A 26073-nucleotide genomic window follows, 5' to 3' on the forward strand; every position below is an offset into this window, starting at 1 on the left:
CAAGAATTTTTATTTTTATACGAACCCCCCAAATTTTTTATACGAATACCCAATCCCTTAAGATCAGCTCAACTACTTATACCTATCTTTGTTATCGCAAATTGTCTCTTTTTTTAACACCGTCCCCTTAAGCAATCTCCGTTAATATTTGACACCCCTTTCCTGCGTACTTATAGATGATGATCCCGCTGCCATCATACAGCTTACCGAGTGCATTTCTAACTACCCGAACCTCAACCTTGTTCGAGCTTTTACCGACCCTATAAAAGCACGGAAATATTTGATCGAATTGGAGGAACCAATCGACATCCTATTCACAGATGTGGAAATGCCGGGAATGTCGGGAATTGATTTAGTGAGAGAAATTAAAGGCAAATATAGATCACTCATCCTGGTCAGTGGTCACCTGCATTATGCCCTCGACGGGTATGACCTGGATGCACAACAGTTTCTCAGTAAACCCTTTGATTATAGAAAGTTCGAGAAGATCGTAAGTTCGGTTATCTCAAAATTGCCACAAACAGAGGCAAGCATCACGATCAAGCTGAGTGGTAAGAACCGTGCGGAAAGGCTCCTACATCGGGATATTATTGCTATTGAAAGCGCCTCCAACTACCTTAAGATCCATACTACTGAAAAGACCTATGTTCCTTATGGAACCTTAAGTGAGATGCAAGCATTATTAAAACCTTTCTCAAATTTTCGTCGTATAAGTCGTTCCGTGATCATCAATACCAACTTCGTAAAGGGAACGGTACGCTATAAAATAACACTTGACAAGAACATGGTTTTCACAGTAGGAGAATCCTATAGAAAGGAGTTCAACAAAAATTTCGCCAACTATTTTAAAAAAAAATGTAAGTGATGAATAAACGATTGGTAGTCTAGGCATTCGCAAGTGAGCACTATTCAACATCTAAAGTTTTTCATGCTCGGAATCCTGTACATAGAAAAGACCTTATTTAAGTACCTGAACATTGCTGGACTCTACAAATTCCTTGAATTTTGATATTAATAAGGGTAGTTTACTAGAATCACCATAGCCTTCAAAAACACTCCCTTCTGATTTGATTGAATACCAATCATCATCAGTATTATCAACTTTTATGTTAATTATTTTTCCATCCTTTTTGGTATCAACTAAATCTATACCAACAAACCATCCTGGATTATCTAGGGTATTTATCTTAATACCATAGCTATGTTCCCAATCTCCATCACAGTTGGATTTATACCAATCTGTAAGCCATTTTAATATCTCCATTTTTATTGTTTGTGTAGTTCATCTGGTTTTGCTGGCCTGACATTTTTTCCCTCTTTTACATGAGGTGTTGGAATGCTTTTACACTCTTTTTATCATAGTGAGGTTTACTTTCAACATCTACTCTTTTCTTCTCATCCCATCCAGTGGGATTTTTAGTATTCCTTTCATATGTAGCTGTTCCAGTAATTCTCCCCACCTTAGACTCATAAAATTTGTATTAGGGTGAAGGAATTATTGAAAAAATTTCCTCACGTCATAATTGGCAATTGTGTTTGCCAACTTACTGGGACTAACCTGAGAATGGTTATTATGATTTAGATCTGCTCCCCGTTTCAACAAAAATTCAATCATCTCACCACTACCATTATAAGAAAAAACAGCTCGCCATAATGGTGTATTTCCGTAATCATCCTCACTATCAATGATTGCTCCATTTTGTATTAGGATATCCGCTGCTTCTACTGAATTATCCTGTGCGGCATAATGCAATGGATACCAACCAGTTCGATCTTTGGTGTTGGGGTCTTCCTGATGTCCTAATGCTAATTTTAAAACAATGATGTTTTTTGCTAATAAAGAATGAATGACAATATTTCTACCGTCATTATCGACAGTTCCTACTCCTTCCTTGGATATCCAATTATCAATTTCGACAGTTCTATTACCATAAATAGCCCTTATTATTTCATCAGACAATTTAGTTTTTTTTGGTTTTTTCTTCATGTTTTCGACTTCTATTTTCACTTCTATCTTCCAGATGATACAAACTCGCATCATTTTCAGTCTCAATTACCTCTTTCCTTGAACTTTTCTTTTCTTTGTGCATCTCTTGTCTAGCTTTCCATGAATGTCCTTTTTTATGACCTACATCAGTTTTTTCAGGATCTAGTGGTTTACCTGTATTAGGATCAAGCATCTTTCCCTCATCGTTTTTTGGTTGAGCGTCCCGTATTTTTGCCAATACCCCTTTCCTAAGTTTCACTCTGCTACCTGTTGGGTCTTTTTCTGTTTTTGTCTCCTTTTTGACCTTGCTTTTATTAAAATCTGCGTTTACTTTAGTGTTGTCTTGAACAGAATAATTGTTCTTACTTGAATAATGATTGTATGCCTTTGTGCCAATATAAGCCGAAGTCAATACTACAGCTGTTCCTGCAACAACCTCCGCAGTTGTATATGCAGCAATTGCCTCACCGATGTATACAAGAACTGGAATTAAGGGAGCAAAAGCTGGTTTTGGTGTAGGCCACATACCATCAGGATCGACAAATCTTATGGGGTCGTTAAACGCATAAGTGTATGGAGACCATCTCCTACCAAGTTCTGCCAGCGGATCAACCACATTCCACCTACCTATAACCGGATCATAGAACCTTGCGCCATAGTCCAACTGTTCACCAAGCTCATCCTGAACCTCTTTCCCGTTATAAAGATATTTATTATTTCCGAAACCCAAACTATTTCGCTTTCCAAATGGGAGATAGTCATCAACCTGTAGCGATCTCACCTGTCCATTATAAATATCAAAGGTCTTGCGAACGTTTCCCAGATGATCCATCAGGTTGTAGTGATAGGAATAGCTGTTGTCCCCATTGTGCTGGGCCAGCCCCTCCTCGGTATGGATTACCTCGATATTAATACCATTGTATTCAATGCCATCAATATATTCCCTCACCGTGGTCCCCCCATTTTCGCTCACCAATTTCCTCAGCTTGCTACCAGAGGCATCATATATATAACTCACCACCTTTCCGTTCCCACTTGCCACCGATGGTAGGTTAAGGATATTATAGCTCAGCGACATCCCGTTCCTGCCATCAACCGTTGCGTTACCATTTGCATCATATCCATAGGTGCCCGCGACATTGTCGATATGGTCCAGCCTGTTTCCATTATAGTAATACTGGTTCATTGCACTGCCATTCCTTGAGAGCTGGTTGATGTTGCCCATTAAATCATAATTGATCACCTCGCTCATGTAAATACCAGAGCTCGTGCCATTGGTCAGCCTGTTCAGCTTATCGTATGCGTAGCTGAATACATTGGCGGAACCCCCAGGACTGCCGTTGAGCGACCATCGCTGCTTTCCAATATTGCCATTGTACTGCCCGCCCCCATTTTCCTGATAATCCAGCTGAAAGCTAAACTCATTGCTGATGTTACTCTTGATCCACCCACGCTCATTATAGTACATCTGTGTGGACTGCATGTTATTGTGCAGGCCCTTTTGAAGGAGCTGACCGATCTCGTTATAGCTCAGCTCACTCAGGAGCACATTGTCCCCCAATATGGTGGGGCTGCCAATCTGCTCATAGGTAAGTCTCTTTCTTCCCATATGGTCATAGGTATAGCTGTTTGCAATGCTCGTATTCCCCCCAGTGGTATGGTGCAACCTTGCGGTCTCCCTCACCTCCCCGACAAAGCTGTAGCTGTTGGTCACCTCATCATAGTTCCCTGCCTGTACGCTTCCACCAAGATAATGTTGAGCAAAGCTCTTTACCATCCTACCATCATTGTCGTAGTAGCTAACCGTCCAGAGCCAGTCGCTCGTACCCAGTACCCTTACCTTTCCCGCCGTTAAAAGACCTCTCGTCCTATCAGAATAATTGGCAGCATAGTTGAAGGGCATGCCCGGTGCACTATAGTCATCATAATAGTTGATAGTCAAATACTCGCCGATACTGCCCTGCGGAATTGCATTGTTAGTATAGCCGGTGTTTAGATCAGCTATATTCTTGGTCTCAAAGGAGGTGGTCCCATTGGCAATACCCTGAAAGTCTCCACGATAGTTATTGTTGGCGAGGCTTCCGTGGAGGTCATCCACATAACGGCCAGTCATAACGACCCTTCCCAAGGCGTCGTATTTTGTAAAAAGCCATTCCTGTGGGCTCTTGCCACGTTGAACCGCATCCTGTGTCATCACAATTTGATCTATACCATTGTAGACCAGATACTCCCAGCCCTTTCCCGGAACCTTCTTCTCTACCAGTCGCTTCCTACCATCATAATGATAGCCAAAGATAAATTGGTCAAATACCAATTCCGACTCGGTAAAGCTGCCAATCGTCACCGCTGGTGGAAGCACATACCTGAGGCTACCCGCATCATCATAGACATAATAGGTATTCAGTGCACCTGTCTCACTCCACTGTCTCCTCAATACCACCTGGCCATCCAGGTCCGTGAACTCCTCGGTGGTCCCCGCATTCCCCGAGACCCAGTTCTCATCCATCATCTGGGTCCTGCGCAGCCTTCCCGCGGCATAATATCCAGAGCCCGTTGCCCCGTTCCCGCTAAGTTGCCACAGCCTAACGTCGTTAGCTACATTTGTACCGTACACAGTCTTTGCCGTGTGCCCGGCATCGCTCCCAACCACCGGCTGCCAGTCGGCACCAGGGGCTCCCTGCTCGATTATCCTATCAAGGGGAGATTCCTCAAAGACCGCTAGGCTAAATGGAGAGCTTGTCCTGACCACCTGTGGACCGTTGGCCAGATTGGAATAATAGGAAACCGCCGCTGTCCCGCCATTGTTGCGAAAGGCACCATTGGCAGATCCATAGTCCCTGTAGGGAAGATATTTTTTGGACTCGCGTCCGTTGGCATCATACTCTGAGCTCAGTACAATATCCCCCTTTCCCGGGCTGCCCTGCCACTCCACGGTCTGCACCGATCGCCCAAGCCCGTCCAGGTACTGGATCTTCCTGTTCACCGAATCAACGGGCAGGCCCGCAAGGCTCAATACCGCCTTGTGGCCTGCCGCCCTTACGCTCGACTCCATCACATAGTTACGGTCGGCACTCGGCGACTGCGCAAATGCCGTACAAAAGCTCGACAGGATAATTCCTGTAATGATCTTAATGCTATTTTTCATCATCATATTATTCTACGGCGTCAAAACGTGACATGCTCAAATGAAAGGTCCCACCAACCATGTTGATATTGTTTAATGTATATGTACCTCCCACTGCATTGGTGTTGTAAAATGAACCGGCAACTTGGTATGTTGGGCCATATAGATTCACTTTAGTCCAACCATTATGGGTAGAGATATTGTATGTAGACCCATATGTGGTGAACTCTAGGTTATAGACACCTGGTGGCACACTGATCCCGGTGAGCAACTGCGCCTCGGTAAAGCTGTAAATTACCACACCACTGCCATTCTTGAAACTCAGTGTAGTGATTCCACTTGAGCTGCCCTGGGTATCCTTATAATATTCCATTAGGGTATTCGCAGTGGAACAAGTACCCTGCGCATTGGCATAGGCCTGGCCATTGCTGTTCACCTCCGCCATCGCCTGCCCGTTTGCATCCGCCTGACTAATGGATGATGAGTAGCTCCCAGCTGCTACCGCATAAATCAAGCTACTTCCGGCCCCCATGGTACATTCCTTAGTAAAAGACTGCGATTGCTCAAGATTATAGAAAACGGGAACTGAAGAATTGAATCCGAACAACTGATGATAAGCGTAGGTCTTGGTTATATCCCTATTCTGGTCCCTGACATTCAACAACCTATCAAAGGCATCATATTCATAATAAACGGTATTGCCCTTTTCATCCACCATTGCTGTAATCCCCACATTTGGATCCATTGTGATGCTCTTCAAAGAAGCATCTGTTGGATAGATCGCAACATCGTCGACCGCATCGCCGAGTGTTAAGGTCATTGGGCCCATATAGGCTTGCTGGGCATATTTCCATCTACTGTTTTCCAGGTAGAAATAAGTTATTCTATATTGCCTTCCATTGGGTGGAACCCATCCCAAAGTGTAGTCACCATTTTGATAACGTTCGCCTGTATGGCCCGTACCCAGCTGCGCTGAGGTAAGGTCCTCAAAATTCTCAAAGAAGAACTCGCTGGACAATGCGTTGCTGCACTCCACTATTGGAAGCTTATTACGGTATCCATATTTAAAGCTGGACTTTGCTCCCCCACTCTTCGATTGGGTCAGTAATTTGCCCTGGCTATCATAAGCGTCGAATGACACAAAATTATTGTAGGGGCCTCCCATAACACTTAGCTTTGCATTTACGGGCTCTACATTTCCGTTTCCCCAGTCCTGATACTCAGTGAATAGCGATTGCACGTGGTTACCTCCAGCTAGGTCGGTTTTGATAATGGGGGTGGTGATCCTGTTGTTGGCAACCAAGTCTGAGTATGCGTTAAGATTACCATCGGCTACCATCTCATGGGCATATTTGATATTCATCTCACTCTCCCGACCATCACTCAGGTTTGACAGGATGCGATTAGGCTGAAAGTGATCGGTATTGTTGTAAACCTCCACGGTTCTTGATACCATGGGGTTATTGCCCTGCGGGTCATATTCGGTAACTGTTGTCGTATCTGAGTACACCCAGCTGCCAACGTGGGAGAACATTGCCACATCAAAGGGCACAAACATGGATTCATTTGGTGGAGAATAGCTGAGGGTGGGCAGATACCTTCTCTTGACCACAAAATTGTCCAGATCGGTCAGTTTACGCAGGTCTGATACATAATGTTTTTTTACCTCACGAACAACCTTGTAGGTATAACCTGTGGTATTACTTCCTGTAACGTAAAAATCTCGAGTTTGATCCTCCAGACCGGTCTGGAACCCATAACTGGTCAATGGAAGTCCCTGCATGGCCGAGCCCCTCACCTGGAGCGCATTCCAGCCCTGGCTACCCAAATAGTGGTGTGCGGTGCCGCCATTCTTCCACTGCTCATCGTCAACCTCTGTTACCTCCCTATAAAAGATATGACTACCCGAGATATAGTTCAGGGGATCAATAGGCGTGGAGTTTGCTATCCTGTAGGTACATTGTGAAACACTCCAATCTGGACAGTTCTTCCCATCGATCAGGTTGGCGTAATACTTTCTGGTATCTGGCGTCTCACGTAGTAAACCTGATGATATTCCCTGACTTTCCAAAGAGGTATAAATGAGCCGCTTGCGAAGTGTACGGCCAATGGTAGGAATAGAAATGTTTCGGACAACCCTCACTCCTCCAGCCTCATAGTTCATGGAGACAGGTGATCCCTGCGGATAATAGCCAAAGCTTAGCTCACCAATTGCGGCCTGTCCGTAAGCCGTCCAGGTAATGTTATAGGTTCCCGGTGTCAAAAGGAGTTGCTTACTATAATTCTGCCCGATACGGAGCAGGTGATTATAGACCGAGTTATTGTATTGGTCACGAACATCCAGAATGGCATGTTGATGAATCTGGTCATCCACGCCAGTTCCACTGTATTGGCAGGAATAATCAAAACCCACGCTCTGGGCGCTTCCTAGGGAGATGATAGTTGAGTAGCTTACTGCGTTGCTATTTCCAGTCCCCTGCCTTATCTCTCGCAAGGTTGTTCGAGCAACCTGCGGTGTTCGGGTATCAAAAACCGTATTTGATTCATACTCCAAGCTATCTGCACCTCCTGTTGGATAGGTAATCTTTCTGAGAAGTCCCATGAGTGAAAAGGCTGCATCTGGCTCCCTGTTGGCATATGCAGGGAACAATTGCGCATCAGAGGCATCGCTACTGGTTGGCAAGAGGCTCTGATTGTTCTTCCCATTTGGAAATCCCCAATAGTCCTGCGCAAAGGATAAGCGTGATGGGAGCCCGTTCATATTGTAGTAGTCAAAGCTATGTCGTTCTGGCTCTCCCCCCTCAGCAGGTGAACGGATAACACCCATCAAAAATGGTCGAGAGCAGAGTATCGCCGGGCTTCCCTGCGAATTGTAGTAGCTATTGTTGAAACTGTAATTGTAGCTAAGACTATAGATATTGGGTACTTGGTGTACCGTCGGATCTGCAGAATTGTGGCTGAAGTACTTGATCTGGTCTAGCAACATATCCCCATCAATATCGCTTCTCTGGGTATAGTGAAAGTCTGTGGAGGTAAATCCGCCGGAGATACTGATAAGCAGCACGCCCTGACTCCTTAGGTTACTGGCACAGATCTGATTCTCTATCCGTTGCGGGCACGTACCCTGAGGGCAGGCTGCAGTTGTCAACGTCCCTTGGGGCGTGCGGATCATGGTCTCTGAAACATCCGCAAGGTAATCAAAGCTAACAGCGGTATATCCAAAGACTATCTGTTCGCCATGGATACCCTCTATTTTCTTTAGATACCAAGCAGTAGGAATGAAAACATCAAAGCTCTTTCCGCAGGTAGCACCATAGGGAACGGTCTTTGTCTTCTCAGTTGCCGAGGAACCGCCAAAATAATATTTTGTGCCATTTGGATCAGTAATTCTAATTGTCCAATCCGCCGAAAACTCGTTGTTGAAATTCGTCTCAATTCGCAGTGGCGAGGTGGTCAGCTGAATGGCCTTGGTTTTTTCCGTCGGCTTTAAATAGAACTTTCCTGAATACCCATTACATTCAAAACTGAAGATATCAGCCTGGGTATCATACATATCCTTGGTTGCACTGTCAAGGTAATTGTAGGCTTCTGGAGTTGAGCTACCCGATGAAAGCCCAGCTGGCGGGGTTAACCACTTGGTACTTTCATCCGGTTTACCAAATACCGTCCTGGAGATCACACCGCCTGCATTAAGCGTCCAGTTCACGCCAACACGTGAGGCCAATTGATTGACCTTTACCCCATTTCCAGAGTTGTACGAGATACTGATGGGCACACTGAGGGATCCATCCTTCACTTCCCCAAGCGGAATAGTCGCATTCGCCGTTCCGCTGGAAAGGCTCAATGGCAGTCCACTATACTTGGTGAGCTGAAAGGCATTTGGCGCCGGCGGCAGTACTGCGGTCAGCGATGGGGCATTAATGGATTGTTGGGTACTTGGTGATTGGGCAAAGAGATTCATCGAGCCCAGCACGAACAATAACAATAGCGATTCCTTAAACTTCATGAGAAACTGTTTATCCCATGAAAATGATAAACAGTATTTTTTTAAGGAAATCCTTTTGACGAACGGACCTTATCGAGTGACGAACGATACCTTTGAGGTGATGACTTTTCAAGCATTTAAAACTCTTGATAATAAATTCATACCAACTAATCTTATGAATACCGGGGCATCAGCAGTAACCTAGTGAATCCCTGTCAAAAAAAAACCGGCGAATAGGTAGTGATAAAGTACCAACTAGGTTAACATTTCAATCCAATAGAATTCATTTACCTGATCGCTAAAACTTGATCTTGGGATGCAAATTCAACATCGCCTGCCTTTGTCAGTACAATTGTTGGAAAGGACAGATTTTTAATTTAGTGTAAACGTTCTACCAAACGCTTTTTGAAGAAACCAGCCTAAAAGCCATAGCGGCTTTTTTTATCGTCAGGAATCCCCGAATCACAATCCGCTACTCTTTCGGCAACCAGTGTCTGCATCTCATCGAGATTCCGCGTCTTGCTCATCGACTGCCGTCCCTTGGTGTCAGCAAAACGCTTAAGATAAACGGATCAGAGTACAGTTTTTCTGATAGCTTATGTAGGCTCATAACGATAGGTTTTAGGCTAAAGGTTTGAGCAGCAATCAATCAGATACCTAAAAAAATGAAAGATTTCTAAAATCGCTTAAAATAAAAGCGAGTAAATCCCGTTAAAAAAATATATCCTTCCGACAGGACAATATTAGCCAGGTAAATGCACTGAAAAGTTGATTTGTGACACAATCGACATCCTATGCTGAAACAACCTATTCCAGAAGCCGATCTATTGGAGACCTTGGGCTTCATTGTACCACTCCCAGCCCCCTTTCAACAAAGGGTAAATGAGGAGGTAATTATCGAAAACTTTGGCCGAAAACATTTATTACTCAGGCCAGGCGAGATCGCCAGAAGACTATACTTTATCCGCAGCGGTTTCCTCCGGGCATTTTTCATCGACGAGAACGGAAAGGAATGCACCACATGGTTCATGGGAAAGGGCGATCTGATGATCTCCGTATATAGCTTTTTCACCCAGAAACCCGCATTTGAGTATATTGAGGTGCTCCAGGAATGCAAATTGCAGTCCCTGAGCTGGAATCAACTGAATGCCTATTATGCCGATTTCCCACAGGGCAATTTGTTGGGCAGGATCGTAACCCAGAAGTATTACATCATGAGTGAGGAAAGGGCTATTTTTCTGCGTACCCAAACACCCAGTTTACGCTACGAACTGCTGATTGCTCAGCATCCAGATATTGAACAGAAAACCAGCCAGAACAACATCGCCTCCTACCTTGGAATCAGTAGGGAAACCTTGAGCCGAATCAGGAGAAAAAAATTGCAGCTGTTTCGCCAAACACAAAACGACCAAAATCCAGGAGCTATTTTATCACCAAAAAATTAACGTCATGAAAGCAAAAACTAAAACTACCATACTTTTTATTTTCCTAATAGCTGCTTGTCAAAAGGAACCCTTAAGGGAAAATAACCCGAAGCAAGACCAGGCAATCGATACAGCCTTGACATTAAGCGATGCAAAGGATTTTATCGAACAGATTAATCCAGATAGCAGCAGCGCCTTGGCGAAAATCGTAATAGAATGGAAACTTGCTAAAAGCGAGGAAACCCATAAAGGGAACAAGTGGCTTATATATTTATCGGGCCAACCCACCTATCAGAATTACAAACAGGGTTACCGGCAACTTGTAATCTTGAGAAACCAAGAAAGTCAAAAGATTGAAGCGAAAATCCTGGAGATTATTCCTGATGCAATTTACCTACAAAAAAAAAGAAGAACGAAAGTATCCGACTTTACGGGAAGAGTATTTGAATACAACCTCAACTACAAGTTGACTGGAGGACGACTTTACAGTAACGGAAAACCGGTTGGCAAAATTCGGCAGCTTTCGGAACAGGAACAGATCGATCAGGCAAACAAGATGTTAAAGGAAATCAACCCGCTGAGTGGAATTCAGGGAAAACAAATGAAGATGAGATCCATAGAAACCTGCGAGTGGGTGCAGGATTACTATATTGACGCTAATGGGGAATTGACCATTCACTCCACCCAGCTATGTTCTACCACCTATTTTGATGATGGTGGTGGCGGGGGATATTATGACGGCGTTGGAAGCAGTTCATCCGGTACAACTTCAGGTGGTGGATCTGGATCAGGTAACTTGGGGACTACCTCCCCTCCAGCTCCATCTAATCTTCCCGGAGAAAACAACAGCAAAGTCGATCCAAAAAAAATGATGGCCTGCTTCTCTCAGATTTCCACTCCCAACGCAGCATTTGTGGTTAGGGTCTATGTTGTCGAACCACAGCCAGGAACCTATTTTAATGTTGGTCAAAACTCTTTCGGACATGTCGCTATTTCCCTGAGCAAGACCAGTGGAAACACAACCATTACACAAACCATTGGATATTATCCAACTGAATCAGGTTTGGATAAATTGGATTCTAAATCACAAATTCTTGATAATGGTTTTATGGCATATAATGTTTCTTCTACGTATTATGTAAGCGAAGACAGCTTTCAGAAAGTCATCACTTACCTTAGCAATCCGCCCAAGCAATATCATTTCACAGATTTAAATTGTGCTGCATTTGTTTATGGAGCTGGTCAAGCCGGCGGAATTCCTATTCCCGATCCTACTACGCAAATTGGATTAAGTGGACCTGGTGGAGCTGGCTTTGCCAAGACACCCGCAGGAATGGCAGGTGCTTTGCGGGATCAAAGAATAGCAAATCCAAATTTAGATATTAACGACGCTGGTGGGGTGATGCCTGCCAGTAAGGGTGAGTGCAATTAATTAGCATATGAAAAAAAAATATAAAATATCCATTGGAGTTTTATTACTCATTGTTTTGTTTAGTAATCTCCCTCCGTTCCAATATTTCTTTCAAGAAAACTATTATTACAGGAATAAAGATGGGAGTTTTCAGTTTGAGGAAATAGGAGGAACCGAAAGAACCTTTGAAGTTGCTGAAAAACAATTTGAACATTTCAAATCGCTCCATCCAGAGAATCCAAATAAAGTTCTCTATCGGAATTTCACGTTTAAACCCTGGCGATTCTGGGAATGGTGGACTATGATCTCACATTTTCAAAGATATAGGTTGCCCAAATATGAATGATAAAAAAATGCCTGATCAACGATCTGGCATTCATTTAATAACAGGAATAATCATCAATAACCTTGTTATTGATGATATCAATTAAAATACATTGATTGTAGGCAACATCCCTTGCTTCACTAAGATCGTTGGTTTCTAATAAATCTTACATTGCCATTTCAGCAGAAACCCCGTAAAGTGCTATTTCATTTTTTTGAGCTGGATTTTCCATAATATTTATTTTCGAATTTGTAGCCCAGGTAAAATATTCCGAATAGTCAAGGGCGGTCGACAGACCGTTTACATACCTTTGATCATTCAACAGGAATATTTTACAGGTTAGCAAGGACCAGAAAGTATTTGGGAAAAAACTTGCGGGATATTTAGAACGCTAAATAGCTTGTTATGGTAACTAAACGTTTTTATTTGCTATGAGAGTTACCTTTCTGAAAATTAGGACCAGATTATTGGAAGCCAAGCAAAATGTGAGGAGAAGATCTTGTGCAAAATCGCTGGGCAGTATCGATTATTTGTTAGACTTATTTTTAGTTTTCACTTGGCTTTGTTCGTGAAAAGAAATTAATTTCTTTTGGTTTGCAATGATCTCCAACAAATCTTCAATCTTGCCATTTTTTGATAGCAACTCTTTTTCCAATTCAGCAATTTGATTCTGAAAGACAACGATATCTTTACTGAACATACTCTTCAATGGTTCTTCATTTAAATAGTATAAAAACAGATTTTTATTGAAGAGCCTAGAAAACAATATTAGCTTGTCAATATCAACAGACTGTCTATTGTATATCCCATATAATGTTGACTCGCTGACATTGATATATTGCGCAACATTTTTTGCCTTTAAGCCATTCTGCTTAACCAAATCTTTAATAATCTTTCCAATTGCAAACGCCATAAACAAAGCTTGCAAAACAGATATTCTTAACTAAATTATAAACTATCATAATATAATAGCTTTTAATACTAAATAATAGTAGTTTATAACTAAAATTCTTATATTTGATTAAATAATCACATTTTTATTTAAAAACTAAATGAATTAATTCATAGCAAGTGAAGATTAATTTAAATAGAGCATAATAATTTTAATTTTGCAGTAGTAATCTTAATAAATACTGCTAACGAACCTCGCCACTAAATCTGGTAAATTTCACGCGAGCGTAAGTGAAGCATCCATACCCTATATAACTATAGGGCTGGTGCTCGCTTATGTTTAATGTGTGAAATTTTTTCGCAAGAAAAAATTGGCTTTACCAGAGCCTTGTGACATTAGACTTTGCGGGTGCTAGCCCTAAAGTAACTTCCAGTTCGTATTATTATCAGGCTCTGAAACGATACGAACATGGAAAACTATGAGCATCTTTCCGACGACGATCTTTTAATCCAACTTAAAAACGGAAACCATTCTGCGTACACGGAAATTTATAATCGCTACTTCTATTTGATGTTCATTTTCGCTTTAAAGAAAATTCAGGATGAAGAGCTTAGTAAAGACTTTGTCCAAGAACTTTTCATCAACTTATGGAACAAAAAAGAATCGCTCTCAGAAAACGGAAAACTTGCCTCTTTCCTTTATATATCCATTAGAAGTAGGATTTTTGACCATTTTGCTCACCAAAAGGTTGAGCATAGATACCTGGATTTTCTAAAGAACTACCAAACAGCTGCTATTGAAAAAACAGATCATCTGGTTCGAGAAAGGGAGCTTAGCGATTATATTGAAAAACAGATTCAGGCACTTCCCAAAAAGATGAGGCAGATTTTTGAGCTCAGCAGAAAAGAACATCTCACCCACAAAGAGATTGCAGTTAAGCTTGAGACCTCAGAACATAACGTCTCCAAACAAATCGTAAATGCCCTAAAAATTTTCAGGACAAAGCTTACCAGTTTTTTGCCATTCACATTTCTGTAGTTTTTCTTTAAAAAAAACTTACTACCCACCGATATGTTCGCCGTACTAACTTCAAATCAATTTGATTGCAATGGACAACGAACAAATTAGGGCACTTCTAAAAAAGTATAATTCTGGTAAATGCACAGAGGAAGAAATGCTATGGATTGAAAAGTCTTTTTTTGAATTTAATGAGCAAGATATAGAGCTTTCATATAAAAAGCTGGAGGGATTAAAAAAACAAACATACAGTCATTTACCCAAGCCAACAACAAAGTTTAATGGATTAAGAATCTTAATATCTGCAGCGACCGCAGCGGCGATAATTGCTATAGCCATTTACATTTTCTTACCACACACTCCCAACAATACCGCTGCAAGCTTAAACCTTGCAGAACATATCCTTGCAAAAGGAAATGTCGCACAGATTAAGTTATCCAATGGAAAGACCATCCAATTGGATGAAAGCAAAAATGAGATTACCATCAACGCATCATCAATAGCTTATGCAGATGGGACAAAAATAGAGATTGCTAATGATGTACTAGAACAAACCATATCAACGCCTCGAGGCGGCGAATATCAGATAGTGTTGTCCGACGGCACCAAAGTATGGCTAAACGCCGCTACTGTTTTACAATATCCCACAAGCTTTAGAGAGCAAGCTAAAAGGAGTGTAAGATTGGTCAGCGGCGAAGCCTACTTTGAGGTAGCAAAGGATAAAAAACATCCGTTCATCGTTAACACCTCAGGACAAACCCTTACTGTTCTTGGCACTCACTTTAATATCAAAGCATACCAAAGCGAAGTTAAAACTACTCTATTGGAGGGCGCTGTGAAAATAAACTCCGCTAGTCAGTCTGATTCAATAAGGCTAAAGCCAGGTGAGCAATCGCTTGCCGTGGGAAATAAGTTCCAAAAAAGAAATGCAGATATCGATTTGGAGATGGCCTGGAAAAACGGCAGGATGAAATTCAGAAATGCTACCCTACAATCTATGTTACCCGAGGTTGAAAGATGGTATAATATTCAGATTGAATATGAGGGAAAAACACCAGACATCCACCTCACGGGTGGAATATCAAGAAAGTCCAGTCTTGCAACATTATTGAAGTTACTACAAATGAGTGGTGTCAATTTTACACTTAATGAAAGGCAGGGGATAAAAACCTTGACGATAAAATCTTAATAGCCCCTAAAACAATAGTCCATTTAAACCCTAAACTGCCTATGTAGAGATCTAAATTCAATTTTAGTTAATGATTCCAGATAAAAAAGCCGGAGGTGTTTTGTAGAACACCACCGGCAAAGTCTGGTGCATTATATCAAGCACTAACCTAACATTTTATCAACCAAACCAAACAAAAGTATGATTTTTTATCAACTGAAGGGAAACTGTGACCAAAAACATCCCTATCCACCACCAGCATATTTTTCAAAAAATATAAATTGGAGATTTTGCACTAGGCTTTTTATTAAATCTTCAACATTGCTGATTTTACTCACCACATCTCTTGTGCGGTTTTCCAATGCGCAGACGATCACCTTAAAAGTTAACCAATCATCCCTACGCTCTATCCTAAACAAGATTGAGCAGCAAAGTGGTTATGACTTTTGGTATAACAAAGGCGCTATAAGTGAGACTGAGAAAATCAGCGTTGATGTCAAAGGTCAACCTCTGGATGTTGTTCTGAAGATCGTTTTCGCCCAAAAGAAAATAGGATTTGAAATCGTTGACAAGACAATATTCTTAAAGCCTTTAACTGAAAATCCAAAAGGTAATCCAACTAAAACAGAGACCAATATCGAGGGATATGTGGTAGATGATCAAGGTAAGCCAATACCTAATGCTACAATCAAGGTCAAAGGCGGTGATATGATGACTATAGCAAATGGCTCTGGTCGATTCAAAATCTCAACCATGAGTGATAATGGAATTTTGATTGCAACCTCATTAGGCTACTCGCAAACCGAAATACCTTTTTCATTCAATAACCGGGTGCTTAACATTATCCTTCAAAGTGAGGAAAATAGACTGGAGGATGTTCAGATTGTATCGACAGGATACCAAAACATCCCAAAGGAAAGGGCAACCGGGAGCTTTACACAAATTGACAACAGCTTGATCAATAGGAGTGTTGGACAAAATATCCTCGACCGTCTAGATGGAATAACCAACAGCTTAATTTTTAATAAAACCAGTCCCTTGGGAACAGGAGCTAGCAGCTCAACACTTTCTATCCGTGGACGCAGCACCATAATGGGCAATCCCAACCCGTTGATAATTCTTGACAACTTTCCTTATCAGGGGGATTTGAGTAACATTAATCCAAATGATATAGAAAGTATTACAGTCCTGAAGGACGCAGCCGCAGCATCCATTTGGGGCACGTTGGCAGGCAATGGTGTAATTGTTATAAACACCAAAAAAGGAAAGCTCAATCAAAAGGTTAGCGTAAATCTCAATGCCAATATCAAGATCTTGGAAAAGGCCAATTTGACAAGCCAGAAGCAGTTAACGAGCGCTGAGTACATCGAGGTAGAACGCGACCTATTTGACAAGGGTAAATTTAACTCCACCATAAACAATGGCTACGGTAATTTATCGCCAGCGGTAGAAATCATGTTAAGCAAGAGACTGAACAATATTAGCGAAGCAAGGATGATCCAAATGCTTGATTCACTATCACGGTCCAATGCCACCGACCAGTTTCTGAAGTACTTTTACCGCGAACCCGTCTCTCAACAGTATCAACTGAGCCTAGATGGCGGGAGTGCCGCTCATCAGTATTTTATTTCGGCAGGGCTTGATCAAACCTTAGGTGACCGCAAGAGCACTTCAAACAATCGTAAATCCTTAAATATCAACCAAACTTTCTATTTGCTAAACGGCAAAATGGACGTGGTTGTCGGCCTCGCTTTAACCCAAAGTCAGTCCGGCTTTAATTCCCGTGCATATAACCCTCGATATCCATATGAAAATGTGACCAATGAAAGTGGGATTGCACTTGCCGTGACAGATGGAATATTGCGATTACCTTATGCTCAAAGCGCAGGGAACGGAAAATTGCTCGACTGGCTATATCGCCCATTGAACGATGATGCACAGAATTCAACAGGCAAAACCACAGATTACCGTCTGAATACCCAATTGAGCTACCAGATTTTGAAATCATTGAAAATGTCGGCAAATTACCTATATCAGCAGGGTATAACTTTCAACGAAGTATTAGATGATCAAAATTCTTATTATGTCCGCCAACAGGTAAATACCCTTTCTTCCATCAATACAACTACAGGCTTAGTCTCCCGTCCCCTACCCTTTGGAGATATACTTTCCCGAACCAACTCAGGTTATCATAGCAACTTCGGGCGTATACAGTTTATTTACAGCAAAAGCTTTGGGGAGAGTCATGAGCTTAATGGAATCCTGGGTGGAGAGGTTAGGGAGAATATCGTCAACAGTTCAGCAAACATATTGTACGGCTATAACCGCAATACACAAACCTCATTAAACCAATTTATAGACTTTTCCAAGTTCAATAATTATTTCTATAACACAACGACCTCGCAGATTCAGACGGGTATTTACAATTATGGCACTGTAGATCGTAATCGTTCAATCTACGGTAATCTTGACTATAGCTATCTAAAAAAGTATCATCTTTCGTTGAGTGCGAGAAAAGATGAATCCAACATTTTTGGGGTTAAGAGCAATCAAAAAGGCGTTCCGTTATGGAGTGCAGGAACATCCTGGCTAATCTCTTCCGAAGAATTTTACCCACTTATTCTTCCCAAATACCTGAGATTTCGATCAACATATGGCTACAATGGAAATTCCGACCAATCTACCTCAGCATATTTAACTGCGTCTATTGACAACGTGGCAAATATTTATGGACAATTCCCTGCAAATATCCAGAATCCCCCAAATCCCTCACTAGTATGGGAAAAAATTGCCAATCTTAATCTTGGCCTCGACTTCGCAACCAAGGGTAATCGAATATCAGGAAGTATTGAGTTTTATTTAAAGAATGCGAAGGACCTCATTGGGTATGCTTTTACAGCTCCCCAAACTGGCATAACCCAATATCGTGGAAACTCCGCCAGCTTGAAAACGAAGGGATGGGATTTCAGCATCCAATCCATAAACACGAACGGGAAAATAAAATGGCGAACATCCCTACTGGTAAATTTTGTTAGAGACAGAATCACGGCTTATGGAAGAGAACCGGCCAGCAATAGTGCATTGGTAATTTCGAATACCTACACCCCGATTATGGGTTATCCTGTTTATTCAATTTTCAGTTATCCCACCACCATTCTTGATAATGCAGGAAATCCCCAAGGCTATCTAAACAATGTTGTTAGTAAGGACTATACAGGTATGGCTAATTCCAATAACCGAAGCGACCTTGTCTATCACGGATCAGGAAATCCAACTGTTTTTGGTTCATTAATTAATACAATCGGTTGGAAAAAATTTGAGTTTTCCTTTAACCTAACCTTCAAGGGAGGATATTATTTCAGGAGAAACTCACTAAACAACACCAATCTATATAATAATGCCTATAACAGTACAGATTATGCCAATAGATGGATGAAAGTGGGCGATGAATTCAATACATACGTCCCATCATTAGTCTACCCTGCGATCATAAACAGAACTAATCTTTTTACTTATTCGGATAAATTAGTCGAAAGAGGTGATCACCTACGTTTCAAGGATGTACGCATTGGATATACATTAAACAATCCCCATAATCATTTGGGAATCCATCAACTCAGTTTTTTCGGTTACGCCAGTAACTTAGGCATTATATGGCGAGCAAATAAATATGGCATCGATCCCGACAGCCAGATCACAGATCAGCAAAGGGGCATTGCCTTTGGTTTAAAAGTAACCTTCTAAAATAATCAAGATGAAAAAATCAATTATCCATGTCCTATTCATACTAATGCTGGCGATGACCTATAGCTGTAAAGATGGGTTTTTGGACGTAAAGCCAAAATCGGACCTGGTTGTTCCAAGCACTTTATCAGATTTTGAAGCAATGTTGAACAACTCAAGCCTTTATCGAACCGCTGCGTTGGGTCAACTATCTTGTGATGACTACGAGTACCTAGATTTTGCTGCATGGCAGAGCACAGTAACAGCCACAGAGCGAAATGCCTATATCTGGCAAAGGGATTTATTTAGCGGAGAGCAGGCACGACCAGACTGGAATATACCATATAGTTCTGTATTTTACGCCAACAATGTTCTCGAAAGCATGAAGAAGCTTGATCCAGCTACGGAACCAGAGAGATATAACCAAGTGAAGGGATGGGCGCTTTTTGTCCGTTCAGCTGCCTTTTATGACCTATTGCAAAACTTTGCTCCCCCATATGAGGTAACCGCGGCAACTTTTGATCTAGGAATCCCACTCAGGCTATCCCCAGGTATAGATGAAATCTTACCTCGAGCCGACTTGGCAACATGTTATGCACGGATTATTACCGATCTAACTGAAGCAGCAAGCCTACTGACAGCAACCTTTCCTTCAAGCAACCGATACCAGCCTTGTAAAGCGGCGGCTTTCGGGTTACTCTCAAGAATTTACCTTAACATGAATCAATTTGCAAACGCACATAAATATACGGATATGGCATTGTCGCATTACAATAAACTCATTGATTACAACACCGTTTCACAAGCTAGTGCCACACCTTTTTCATTCACCAATGACGAAACGATATTAAATAGTGGGCAAGTACTTTTTTATGAGACTACTATATCCAGAATAACAAATACAAGGGTTAAAGTTAGTCCTTCTCTCATTGCACTATATGAGACAAAGGATCTTAGGCTACCTATCTTCTTTGAAAAAAACACCAATGGCAGTTATAGTATGAAGCGAGGTTACTTTGGGGGTGGCAGCTATGGCTTTTCCGGTATCGCGACAGATGAGCTCTATTTGACTAAGGCAGAGTGTCAGGCCAGGGACGGTGATACAAATGCAGCGATATCTACACTCAACCAGTTACTCATCAAGCGATATGCTACGAATTTTTTTAGCCCCGTTACTGCCAGTAATCCTGTGGAGGCACTGTCCAAGATCTTGATCGAAAGGAGAAAAGAACTTGTTTGGCGGAACCTAAGGTGGTCAGATTTACGGAGACTCAACAAGAGTGGTAGTTCAATTACATTAAAGAGAATCCTCAACGGAACTGAACACACATTGGAACCAAACAGCCCCCGATATACCTTCCCGATACCTGATGATGAAATCAATGCAAGTGGAATTATTCAAAACATAAGATAATGAAGAGCGCATTTAAATTTATATTACTAAATGGGCTTATTTTTCTTGCCCTTATTGCCCAAGCAGAAGTTACAATCGAGGGGAGTATTACGTTCAACGAATCAAAGATGGACATCAGCAACGTATGCTTTGAAATATATGATCATTACCTATCCCCCCAATCAACGCCACCTAAAACAATTGTCTGTCCTGTCAATGCAAAAGGGGAATTTTCACTCGTTTTCAAACCTGAAAACAAATTGTTCTACATAGGTATCTATTTCACCAATCGGCAAAGTCAAGAGGTTTTTCCCATCGAAACAAAACTGCTCCATAAGAAATTTATTTATGAAGATCAAGACTACCTAAAGGTTAGTTTGAACGTGAGGGGAAAGTGGATATCTTTCCGCGGAAAAGGTTCGGAAAAATTAGATTGTCAATACCAGATGGCCTCAGAATTAATGTCACAAGCAATTTCATCACGTATAACCAGCTTGAAGAACAGTCACAGATACGATGAAAATTTTAAGTTCCAGCAGATCATGAGAGATACACGATGGGCCATACAAAAACAAATACTGGAGACTTACAGATCGACAATGACAGAGCAAGTTTTCGAGCATATATCCTCGCAGGTGAGGTTTGATCAGGAATATTATTATCTTAAGATACTAGCGTATGATTATTCTGCAGGCATACCTGCTCAGCGCTCTGCCGCAATACGTTTTTTCAAGCAACAATATGCTAATGACCTACCTCTCCCCAAAGATGGTCCAATTGCAACACTATCGTCGGAATATTACCTATATCTCTATAAGTTAAACTGGTTAAGAGTTGAATTCGAAGAATTTCCGGAAGGTCATGCCTTCGAACGAGTTTCAATGAAGAAATTTTATGAACACCTTACGAGCAACTATTCGGGCCTGACACTTCATCATCTGCTATTATTGTTTTTTACAGAGAGTGGAAAACAGCAAAATGAAGTCATGTCCTATTACCTACCCACTATTGCCGTCCTTCCTGATGGATTTTCAAGAAAATTATTGGTCAAATGGCACCAGCGATTTACGGAATTTCATGACCAAGATTTCAGTTTAACTGATGAAAGCGGAAAAACTGTCAAGCTCAATACTTTAAGGGGAAAGGTTTTGGTAATAGACTTTTGGTTCAATGGTTGCCAGGGATGTCTAGAGATGACCCCTAGTATCGAAAAACTTATCAACGATTTCAGTTACAACCAAGATGTGCTTTTTATAAGTATAAATACAGACGATTTAAGAAAGTTTCAGGATGGAATAAAAATGGGTGGGTATACATCGGATAAGCAATTGATTTTGTACACCTCAGGAATGGCGAGACAACACCCATTACTTAAGTACATTGGTATTGATTTTTATCCCACTATAATGATTATTGGCAAGGATGGAAACCTGATCAGCTCGAGAGCGCCAAATCCCCGCATAGATAATGGAGCGGCCTTAAAAAGAATGATTTCAGATGCATTGTAAGGCAAATAAACGGGATAGTATTTATCCCGTTTATTAAATCTGTATGTGGTTCAATTGCCTTCTTTTAGGTTACTCCTCAAAAATCGCCAATGACGAGGTACCCACTGGTTGCCAATCCCCAGGCAATTCTGAATAAGGAAACTCGGAACCCTTATCTACATCCGTTGTAATTACACAATGAACTGTACTGGAAGTTGAACATCCCAAATCAGGATTTGCAATAGGCCTTAACTGATATTTACCATCAATATTGGCATAGCGATAAGTTAAGAGTTTTGCATTCCCGCTTGGTTTGAAAGCGCTAAATGATACGATCATAGCTACTGCTGCGAAGCTCATGATCATTTTTTGAACTTTGTTCATAATTTAAAATCTAAATTTTGTTATTTAATATTAAAGTTATTCTCCAAACGAATTGCAATAAGTGATAAGAGGATGAACCCCATGTTAAACCACAAATGTTCCGTCCAGCTTAAAGACTCGATGACACCTCCACAGTGGCAGGGAAGCTTACTCGCCCACATCAATGCGATCACTATATACACACTAAAAACCAACATCATCCCCAAAAAGCTCCAAAGTCCAATTCTGGCAGTTTCAGGTATCAGGATAAGTACTGCGATCAGAAATTCAACAATTGGAATAGTCCAACTGATGAATAAAGCAAAACCTCCTATTATCTCTACCTTGGCAATACCATTCATAAACCGTTCATGGTCCATTATCTTTTCATATGCCGTGTAGGCAAAAAGCGAAGCAAGAATGATATTTATAAGCGAGAGGAGTAATCCATTGTACTTTGACCCATGCTTGATGGAAAAAACCTTAATATTTAATGTTTTCATAATAATTGATTAGATGTTCATCAAATTGGCGGCATCCACCACCGGGAGCAATTAGCTCCAGTATCATAAATAAACTCGTTGTCACGGCACTCCTTTCTGATTAGCGAATCGGAACCATCTCCGAATCAATAGGTTAAAATTCAGTATTCCAAAAAATAATAAAGAGTACATTTGTACACTTTTAATTTGAAAATGTACTCATTTACAATTAGTTGAATTAAGGAAGAAGAGAATAATAACGGCGGAAACTAAAATCTTTCATCGCAAGAAAAGACGTTATGTCTTTGTGCTTGACAACATTGAAGAGTGCTGGATGGGCATTATGGAATTTTTGATATTTTTGCTTGCCGGACAAATTAAAAAGATCTTCGTGATGGTCTATCCTGGCTTTATCATAATAGAATTTCAACTCTTCTTCTAACTTGTTAACCCTTGGATTTGAAAGTCTCAGCGTGAGAAAATCCTCGTAACTTATTTCTAATAAGATCGTATTTGGTAAGACCTCGATGTCAGAGATTGCCTCTTTTTGGTTAAAAAATACGGGGTAAGCGAGAACAAAATCGCCAGGATACCAGAACCACGTTGTATGTGCTGGATTGGATGGATTACTATTAGTCACTTCCCTTAAATACCCCTCAATAACAAACCAGGCAAACTTAGCGCTCCTTCCCTTTCTCAAAATGTATTCAGAATTGGGAAATTTATAAACCTTTAGTAGAGGTCTCAAAGCAATATAAAAAGCAGGGGATATTTCGCAAAAGGAATCTATCCGGTCTACAATCGCCTGATAGTATAAATCTGAGATCATAAAAATGGTGTTGCACTCCGACTTAAAAAAAAGAGGGATTAGCAAACCCCTCTTTAAGTACCTGGCTTCCGACGGCTTGGTAAACTGAAAGTTGAAATGTTAGTTAATAAATAAACAATTACTTCTCACTGCAAATTCAGCAACTAAGTTTCCTAGCACAAGATTTTTTTGCGGATGACCGATATTTTATCCCAATGACCAGTATCGCTATGCGAATGACTTTCAAAACAGTCAGCCTTTGGTATTTAAAAAGACAATGTTTATTTTAGCATAATACTAGCCGATAATTTAGATAATATGACGGAACTAAAATGCATCGTCATCGACGATGAACCTTATTCGATTACCCGAATTGAAGAGCTTATCCTAGTTACCCCAGGAGTAACACATGAGCAAAGTTTTGAGAATGCCTATGATGCAATGAACTATTTGCATAATCACAAGCATATTGATCTAATTCTATCAGATATTGGTATGCCTTATATCAATGGCATAGAGGCAGCACAGCTATTGAAACCATACTGTGATTTTTTGGTCTTCATTACCGGTCATAGAAATTATGGCGAGGAAAGCTTTGAGGTAGGAGTCGACGGATATCTTATGAAGCCCTTGAAGAGGATAAAATTCATACAGCAGATACAAAAACTTTTAGCGATTCGGGAGCAGGCACACGAATTAACCAGGGATGATAAATTTATATTGGTGAAAGGAAGCCTGAAAAACAACTATGTTACCATTGAATGTGATAAGATTACGCATGTCAAAGCGCTTTCCAATTACATTCAGGTTTTCTCTACTGCCGGAGTTCAAACAACTTATCTAAGTCTCACAGAGATGGACAGTTTACTCAGGAACAAGACTAGTTTTCTAAGAATCAATCGTTCAGAGATCATTTCATTCAACTATGTCAAAAACATAGATGGTCTACAGATCTTAATGAGTGATGGGAATAAGTTTTCTGTAAGTAGAACTTACAAATCTTCTTTCGAAGATTTCTTAAAGAAAAGGATTCCATGAAATTGAGAATTATAGTATCCTGCTTGTTGTTGTCAAGGTATCTGTTAAGGAGGTCGTTGGTTCTGTTGATTGATGTGTTTTAGTTTTTTGAGATTTAAATACGAAGACGGTTCTTTTCGTAAGTTTTAAATATTTTTTTGCTTTCATAACCACTGATTTGATGGTCAATTCTAGCCTATGTGGAAATTATCCACACTTTTATTATGCAGAACATGGAAATTTTATCTGAGACGCTTAAACCACGCATTAAGCCGGCAGTCGTTCATTTCATATGCTGGGCAGCCTTTATTTTTATAGAGGTTATAGTTGCTGGTCTAGTCAAACAGCGCTTTAATAGCCTACCCTATTATGTATTGTTCTGTTCGATGAACATAGGACTGTTTTACTTACACGGTAATTTCGTAATGCGACTTGCCACTGGTATAGGGGTACTACGAATGATACAGCTTTTGGTGCTGATTTTACTTGAAATTACAGCTTATTGTTTGTGCGCTGTAGCAACTAGCCTGATCTTGCTGCATATTTTCAATGAGCAACCGGAAAGTGGCTTAAAATTTAATATCGCCTATTTTGCAATCGTTATCTACAGAGCACTATTTTTTATAACCTTTGGAACAGGCTTTTATTTTTTAAAGCAGTTTCTCATTCGAAAAGAAGCTGAAATGCAGCATGCGATTAAGGTGGAAAAATTAGAAAACAAGTTATTGACAGCTCAAAAAGATTACCTAAGAGCCCAGATTAATCCTCATCTCCTATTCAACACGCTTGACTTCATTAAAGCAGTCTCTAAGAAAAACCCAGAGCAATCTGACCAGGCCATTGATTGTCTGGCAGAGATAATGGACTATGCATTGGAGACGAGCCATAAAGACCTTGTCCCCTTGGATCGTGAAGTGGAGCAAATTGAACATATGATCCAACTGAACTGCCTAAGAAGCAACAACCGTCTCAACTTGCGCTTTATAAAAAAGATCGAATACCTGAAGGCCAAAATCATTCCCATCTTATTGTTGACACTTGTAGAAAACGTGTTCAAACATGGTAACCTATTGGACGATGCACACCATGCAAAGATGGAATTATTGGTTACGGATAAATCCATAACTTTCAGAACACTCAATCTAATAGCCAGCACTCCGCCCTCCAAATCAGAGCATACAGGTCTAAAAAATATTGTAGCTCGATTGGCGCAATCATATCCCGGCAAGCACCTTTTTGTTTATGGCGCCGAGAAAAACGTTTTTAAAACTGAATTAAAAATCAACCTATGAAAAGGCAATCTTTTATCCGGATTATCTGCCACCATCCCAACAAATCCTCCCGAGGAGAGTGAGATATATTTGGTGATTTCTTTGTACGCCTCCCAGTTTGGTTCATTATTTTATCGCTGAGCAGAACCTTATAATTATTATAAAGCTATTTTTTTAGTTCCTTATGATGATTTCC

At 40.9% G+C, this 26073-nt stretch carries 18 protein-coding genes; 10 read left to right on the forward strand and 8 right to left on the reverse strand.

The features are described 5' to 3' along the window. Positions 1–148: 148 nt before the first annotated feature. Positions 149–865: a LytR/AlgR family response regulator transcription factor gene (locus EZ449_RS15380; RefSeq protein WP_131560412.1), complete on the forward strand. Its 717-nt coding sequence runs from the start codon at positions 149–151 to the stop codon at positions 863–865. A 93-nt stretch (positions 866–958) separates the two neighbouring features. Here the strand turns inward: EZ449_RS15380 and EZ449_RS15385 are convergent, their stop codons facing one another. The 4 genes from EZ449_RS15385 to EZ449_RS15400 all read right to left on the reverse strand — a co-directional run bounded on the left by EZ449_RS15385 (position 959) and on the right by EZ449_RS15400 (position 9117). Further along, the gene (locus tag EZ449_RS15385) at positions 959–1264 is read right to left on the reverse strand and encodes an immunity 53 family protein (protein ID WP_131560414.1); all 306 of its coding nucleotides are present in this window, start codon (positions 1262–1264) and stop codon (positions 959–961) included. Positions 1265–1495: 231 nt separating this feature from the next. Beyond that, positions 1496–1987 carry an ankyrin repeat domain-containing protein gene (locus tag EZ449_RS15390; RefSeq protein WP_165499776.1) on the reverse strand — a complete coding sequence of 164 codons (492 nt, stop codon included), beginning with the start codon at positions 1985–1987 and terminating at the stop codon, positions 1496–1498. After that, positions 1962–5138, reverse strand: coding sequence for a DUF6443 domain-containing protein (locus EZ449_RS15395; protein ID WP_131560418.1), 3177 nt, complete (start codon positions 5136–5138; stop codon positions 1962–1964). Before EZ449_RS15395 ends, EZ449_RS15390 begins: the two co-directional genes overlap by 26 nt. A gap of 1 nt (position 5139) precedes the next feature. Next, positions 5140–9117, reverse strand: a complete 3978-nt coding sequence (locus tag EZ449_RS15400) for a DUF5977 domain-containing protein (protein WP_131560421.1) — start codon at positions 9115–9117, stop codon at positions 5140–5142. Between the two features lie 773 nt (positions 9118–9890). Between EZ449_RS15400 and EZ449_RS15405 the strand changes: the two genes are divergently transcribed. Further along, positions 9891–10541 carry a Crp/Fnr family transcriptional regulator gene (locus tag EZ449_RS15405; protein WP_225872337.1) on the forward strand — a complete coding sequence of 217 codons (651 nt, stop codon included), beginning with the start codon at positions 9891–9893 and terminating at the stop codon, positions 10539–10541. A 4-nt stretch (positions 10542–10545) separates the two neighbouring features. Beyond that, positions 10546–11952, forward strand: coding sequence for a hypothetical protein (locus tag EZ449_RS15410; protein ID WP_131560423.1), 1407 nt, complete (start codon positions 10546–10548; stop codon positions 11950–11952). 830 nt (positions 11953–12782) lie between these two features. Here EZ449_RS15410 and EZ449_RS15415 read toward each other — a convergent pair. After that, complete coding sequence (locus tag EZ449_RS15415; RefSeq protein ID WP_131560426.1) at positions 12783–13184, reverse strand: helix-turn-helix transcriptional regulator; 402 nt, start codon at positions 13182–13184, stop codon at positions 12783–12785. 432 nt (positions 13185–13616) lie between these two features. Between EZ449_RS15415 and EZ449_RS15420 the strand changes: the two genes are divergently transcribed. The 5 genes from EZ449_RS15420 to EZ449_RS15440 all read left to right on the forward strand — a co-directional run bounded on the left by EZ449_RS15420 (position 13617) and on the right by EZ449_RS15440 (position 21957). Next, complete coding sequence (locus EZ449_RS15420) at positions 13617–14186, forward strand: RNA polymerase sigma factor (RefSeq protein ID WP_131560428.1); 570 nt, start codon at positions 13617–13619, stop codon at positions 14184–14186. Positions 14187–14256: 70 nt separating this feature from the next. After that, positions 14257–15354 (forward strand): FecR family protein, encoded by a 1098-nt coding sequence (locus EZ449_RS15425; protein ID WP_131560430.1) that lies wholly within the window; start codon positions 14257–14259, stop codon positions 15352–15354. 300 nt (positions 15355–15654) lie between these two features. Then, complete coding sequence (locus EZ449_RS15430) at positions 15655–19077, forward strand: SusC/RagA family TonB-linked outer membrane protein (protein WP_165499777.1); 3423 nt, start codon at positions 15655–15657, stop codon at positions 19075–19077. Between the two features lie 10 nt (positions 19078–19087). After that, the gene (locus tag EZ449_RS15435) at positions 19088–20470 is read left to right on the forward strand and encodes a RagB/SusD family nutrient uptake outer membrane protein (RefSeq protein WP_131560434.1); all 1383 of its coding nucleotides are present in this window, start codon (positions 19088–19090) and stop codon (positions 20468–20470) included. After that, the gene (locus EZ449_RS15440) at positions 20470–21957 is read left to right on the forward strand and encodes a TlpA family protein disulfide reductase (RefSeq protein WP_131560436.1); all 1488 of its coding nucleotides are present in this window, start codon (positions 20470–20472) and stop codon (positions 21955–21957) included. Before EZ449_RS15435 ends, EZ449_RS15440 begins: the two co-directional genes overlap by 1 nt. 69 nt (positions 21958–22026) lie before the next feature. Here EZ449_RS15440 and EZ449_RS15445 read toward each other — a convergent pair whose 3' ends face one another. From EZ449_RS15445 to EZ449_RS15455, 3 genes are all read right to left on the reverse strand, one after another. Further along, entirely contained in the window at positions 22027–22320 is a 294-nt protein-coding gene (locus EZ449_RS15445; RefSeq protein ID WP_131560438.1) for a hypothetical protein, read from the reverse strand. Positions 22321–22340: 20 nt separating this feature from the next. Beyond that, positions 22341–22802, reverse strand: coding sequence for a MauE/DoxX family redox-associated membrane protein (locus EZ449_RS15450; protein ID WP_131560441.1), 462 nt, complete (start codon positions 22800–22802; stop codon positions 22341–22343). Positions 22803–23019: 217 nt separating this feature from the next. Beyond that, positions 23020–23610, reverse strand: coding sequence for a Crp/Fnr family transcriptional regulator (locus tag EZ449_RS15455; protein ID WP_131560443.1), 591 nt, complete (start codon positions 23608–23610; stop codon positions 23020–23022). Between the two features lie 297 nt (positions 23611–23907). On the opposite strand from EZ449_RS15455, the gene EZ449_RS15460 reads away from it, so the two are divergent. Both EZ449_RS15460 and EZ449_RS15465 read left to right on the forward strand, forming a co-directional pair. Continuing rightward, positions 23908–24627, forward strand: a complete 720-nt coding sequence (locus EZ449_RS15460) for a LytR/AlgR family response regulator transcription factor (protein ID WP_131560445.1) — start codon at positions 23908–23910, stop codon at positions 24625–24627. A gap of 212 nt (positions 24628–24839) precedes the next feature. Further along, positions 24840–25898 carry a sensor histidine kinase gene (locus EZ449_RS15465; RefSeq protein ID WP_165499778.1) on the forward strand — a complete coding sequence of 353 codons (1059 nt, stop codon included), beginning with the start codon at positions 24840–24842 and terminating at the stop codon, positions 25896–25898. The last annotated feature ends 175 nt before the right edge of the window (positions 25899–26073 follow it).

Source organism: Pedobacter frigidisoli (assembly GCF_004331675.1).
GTDB classification, from domain to species: Bacteria; Bacteroidota; Bacteroidia; order Sphingobacteriales; family Sphingobacteriaceae; genus Pedobacter; species Pedobacter frigidisoli.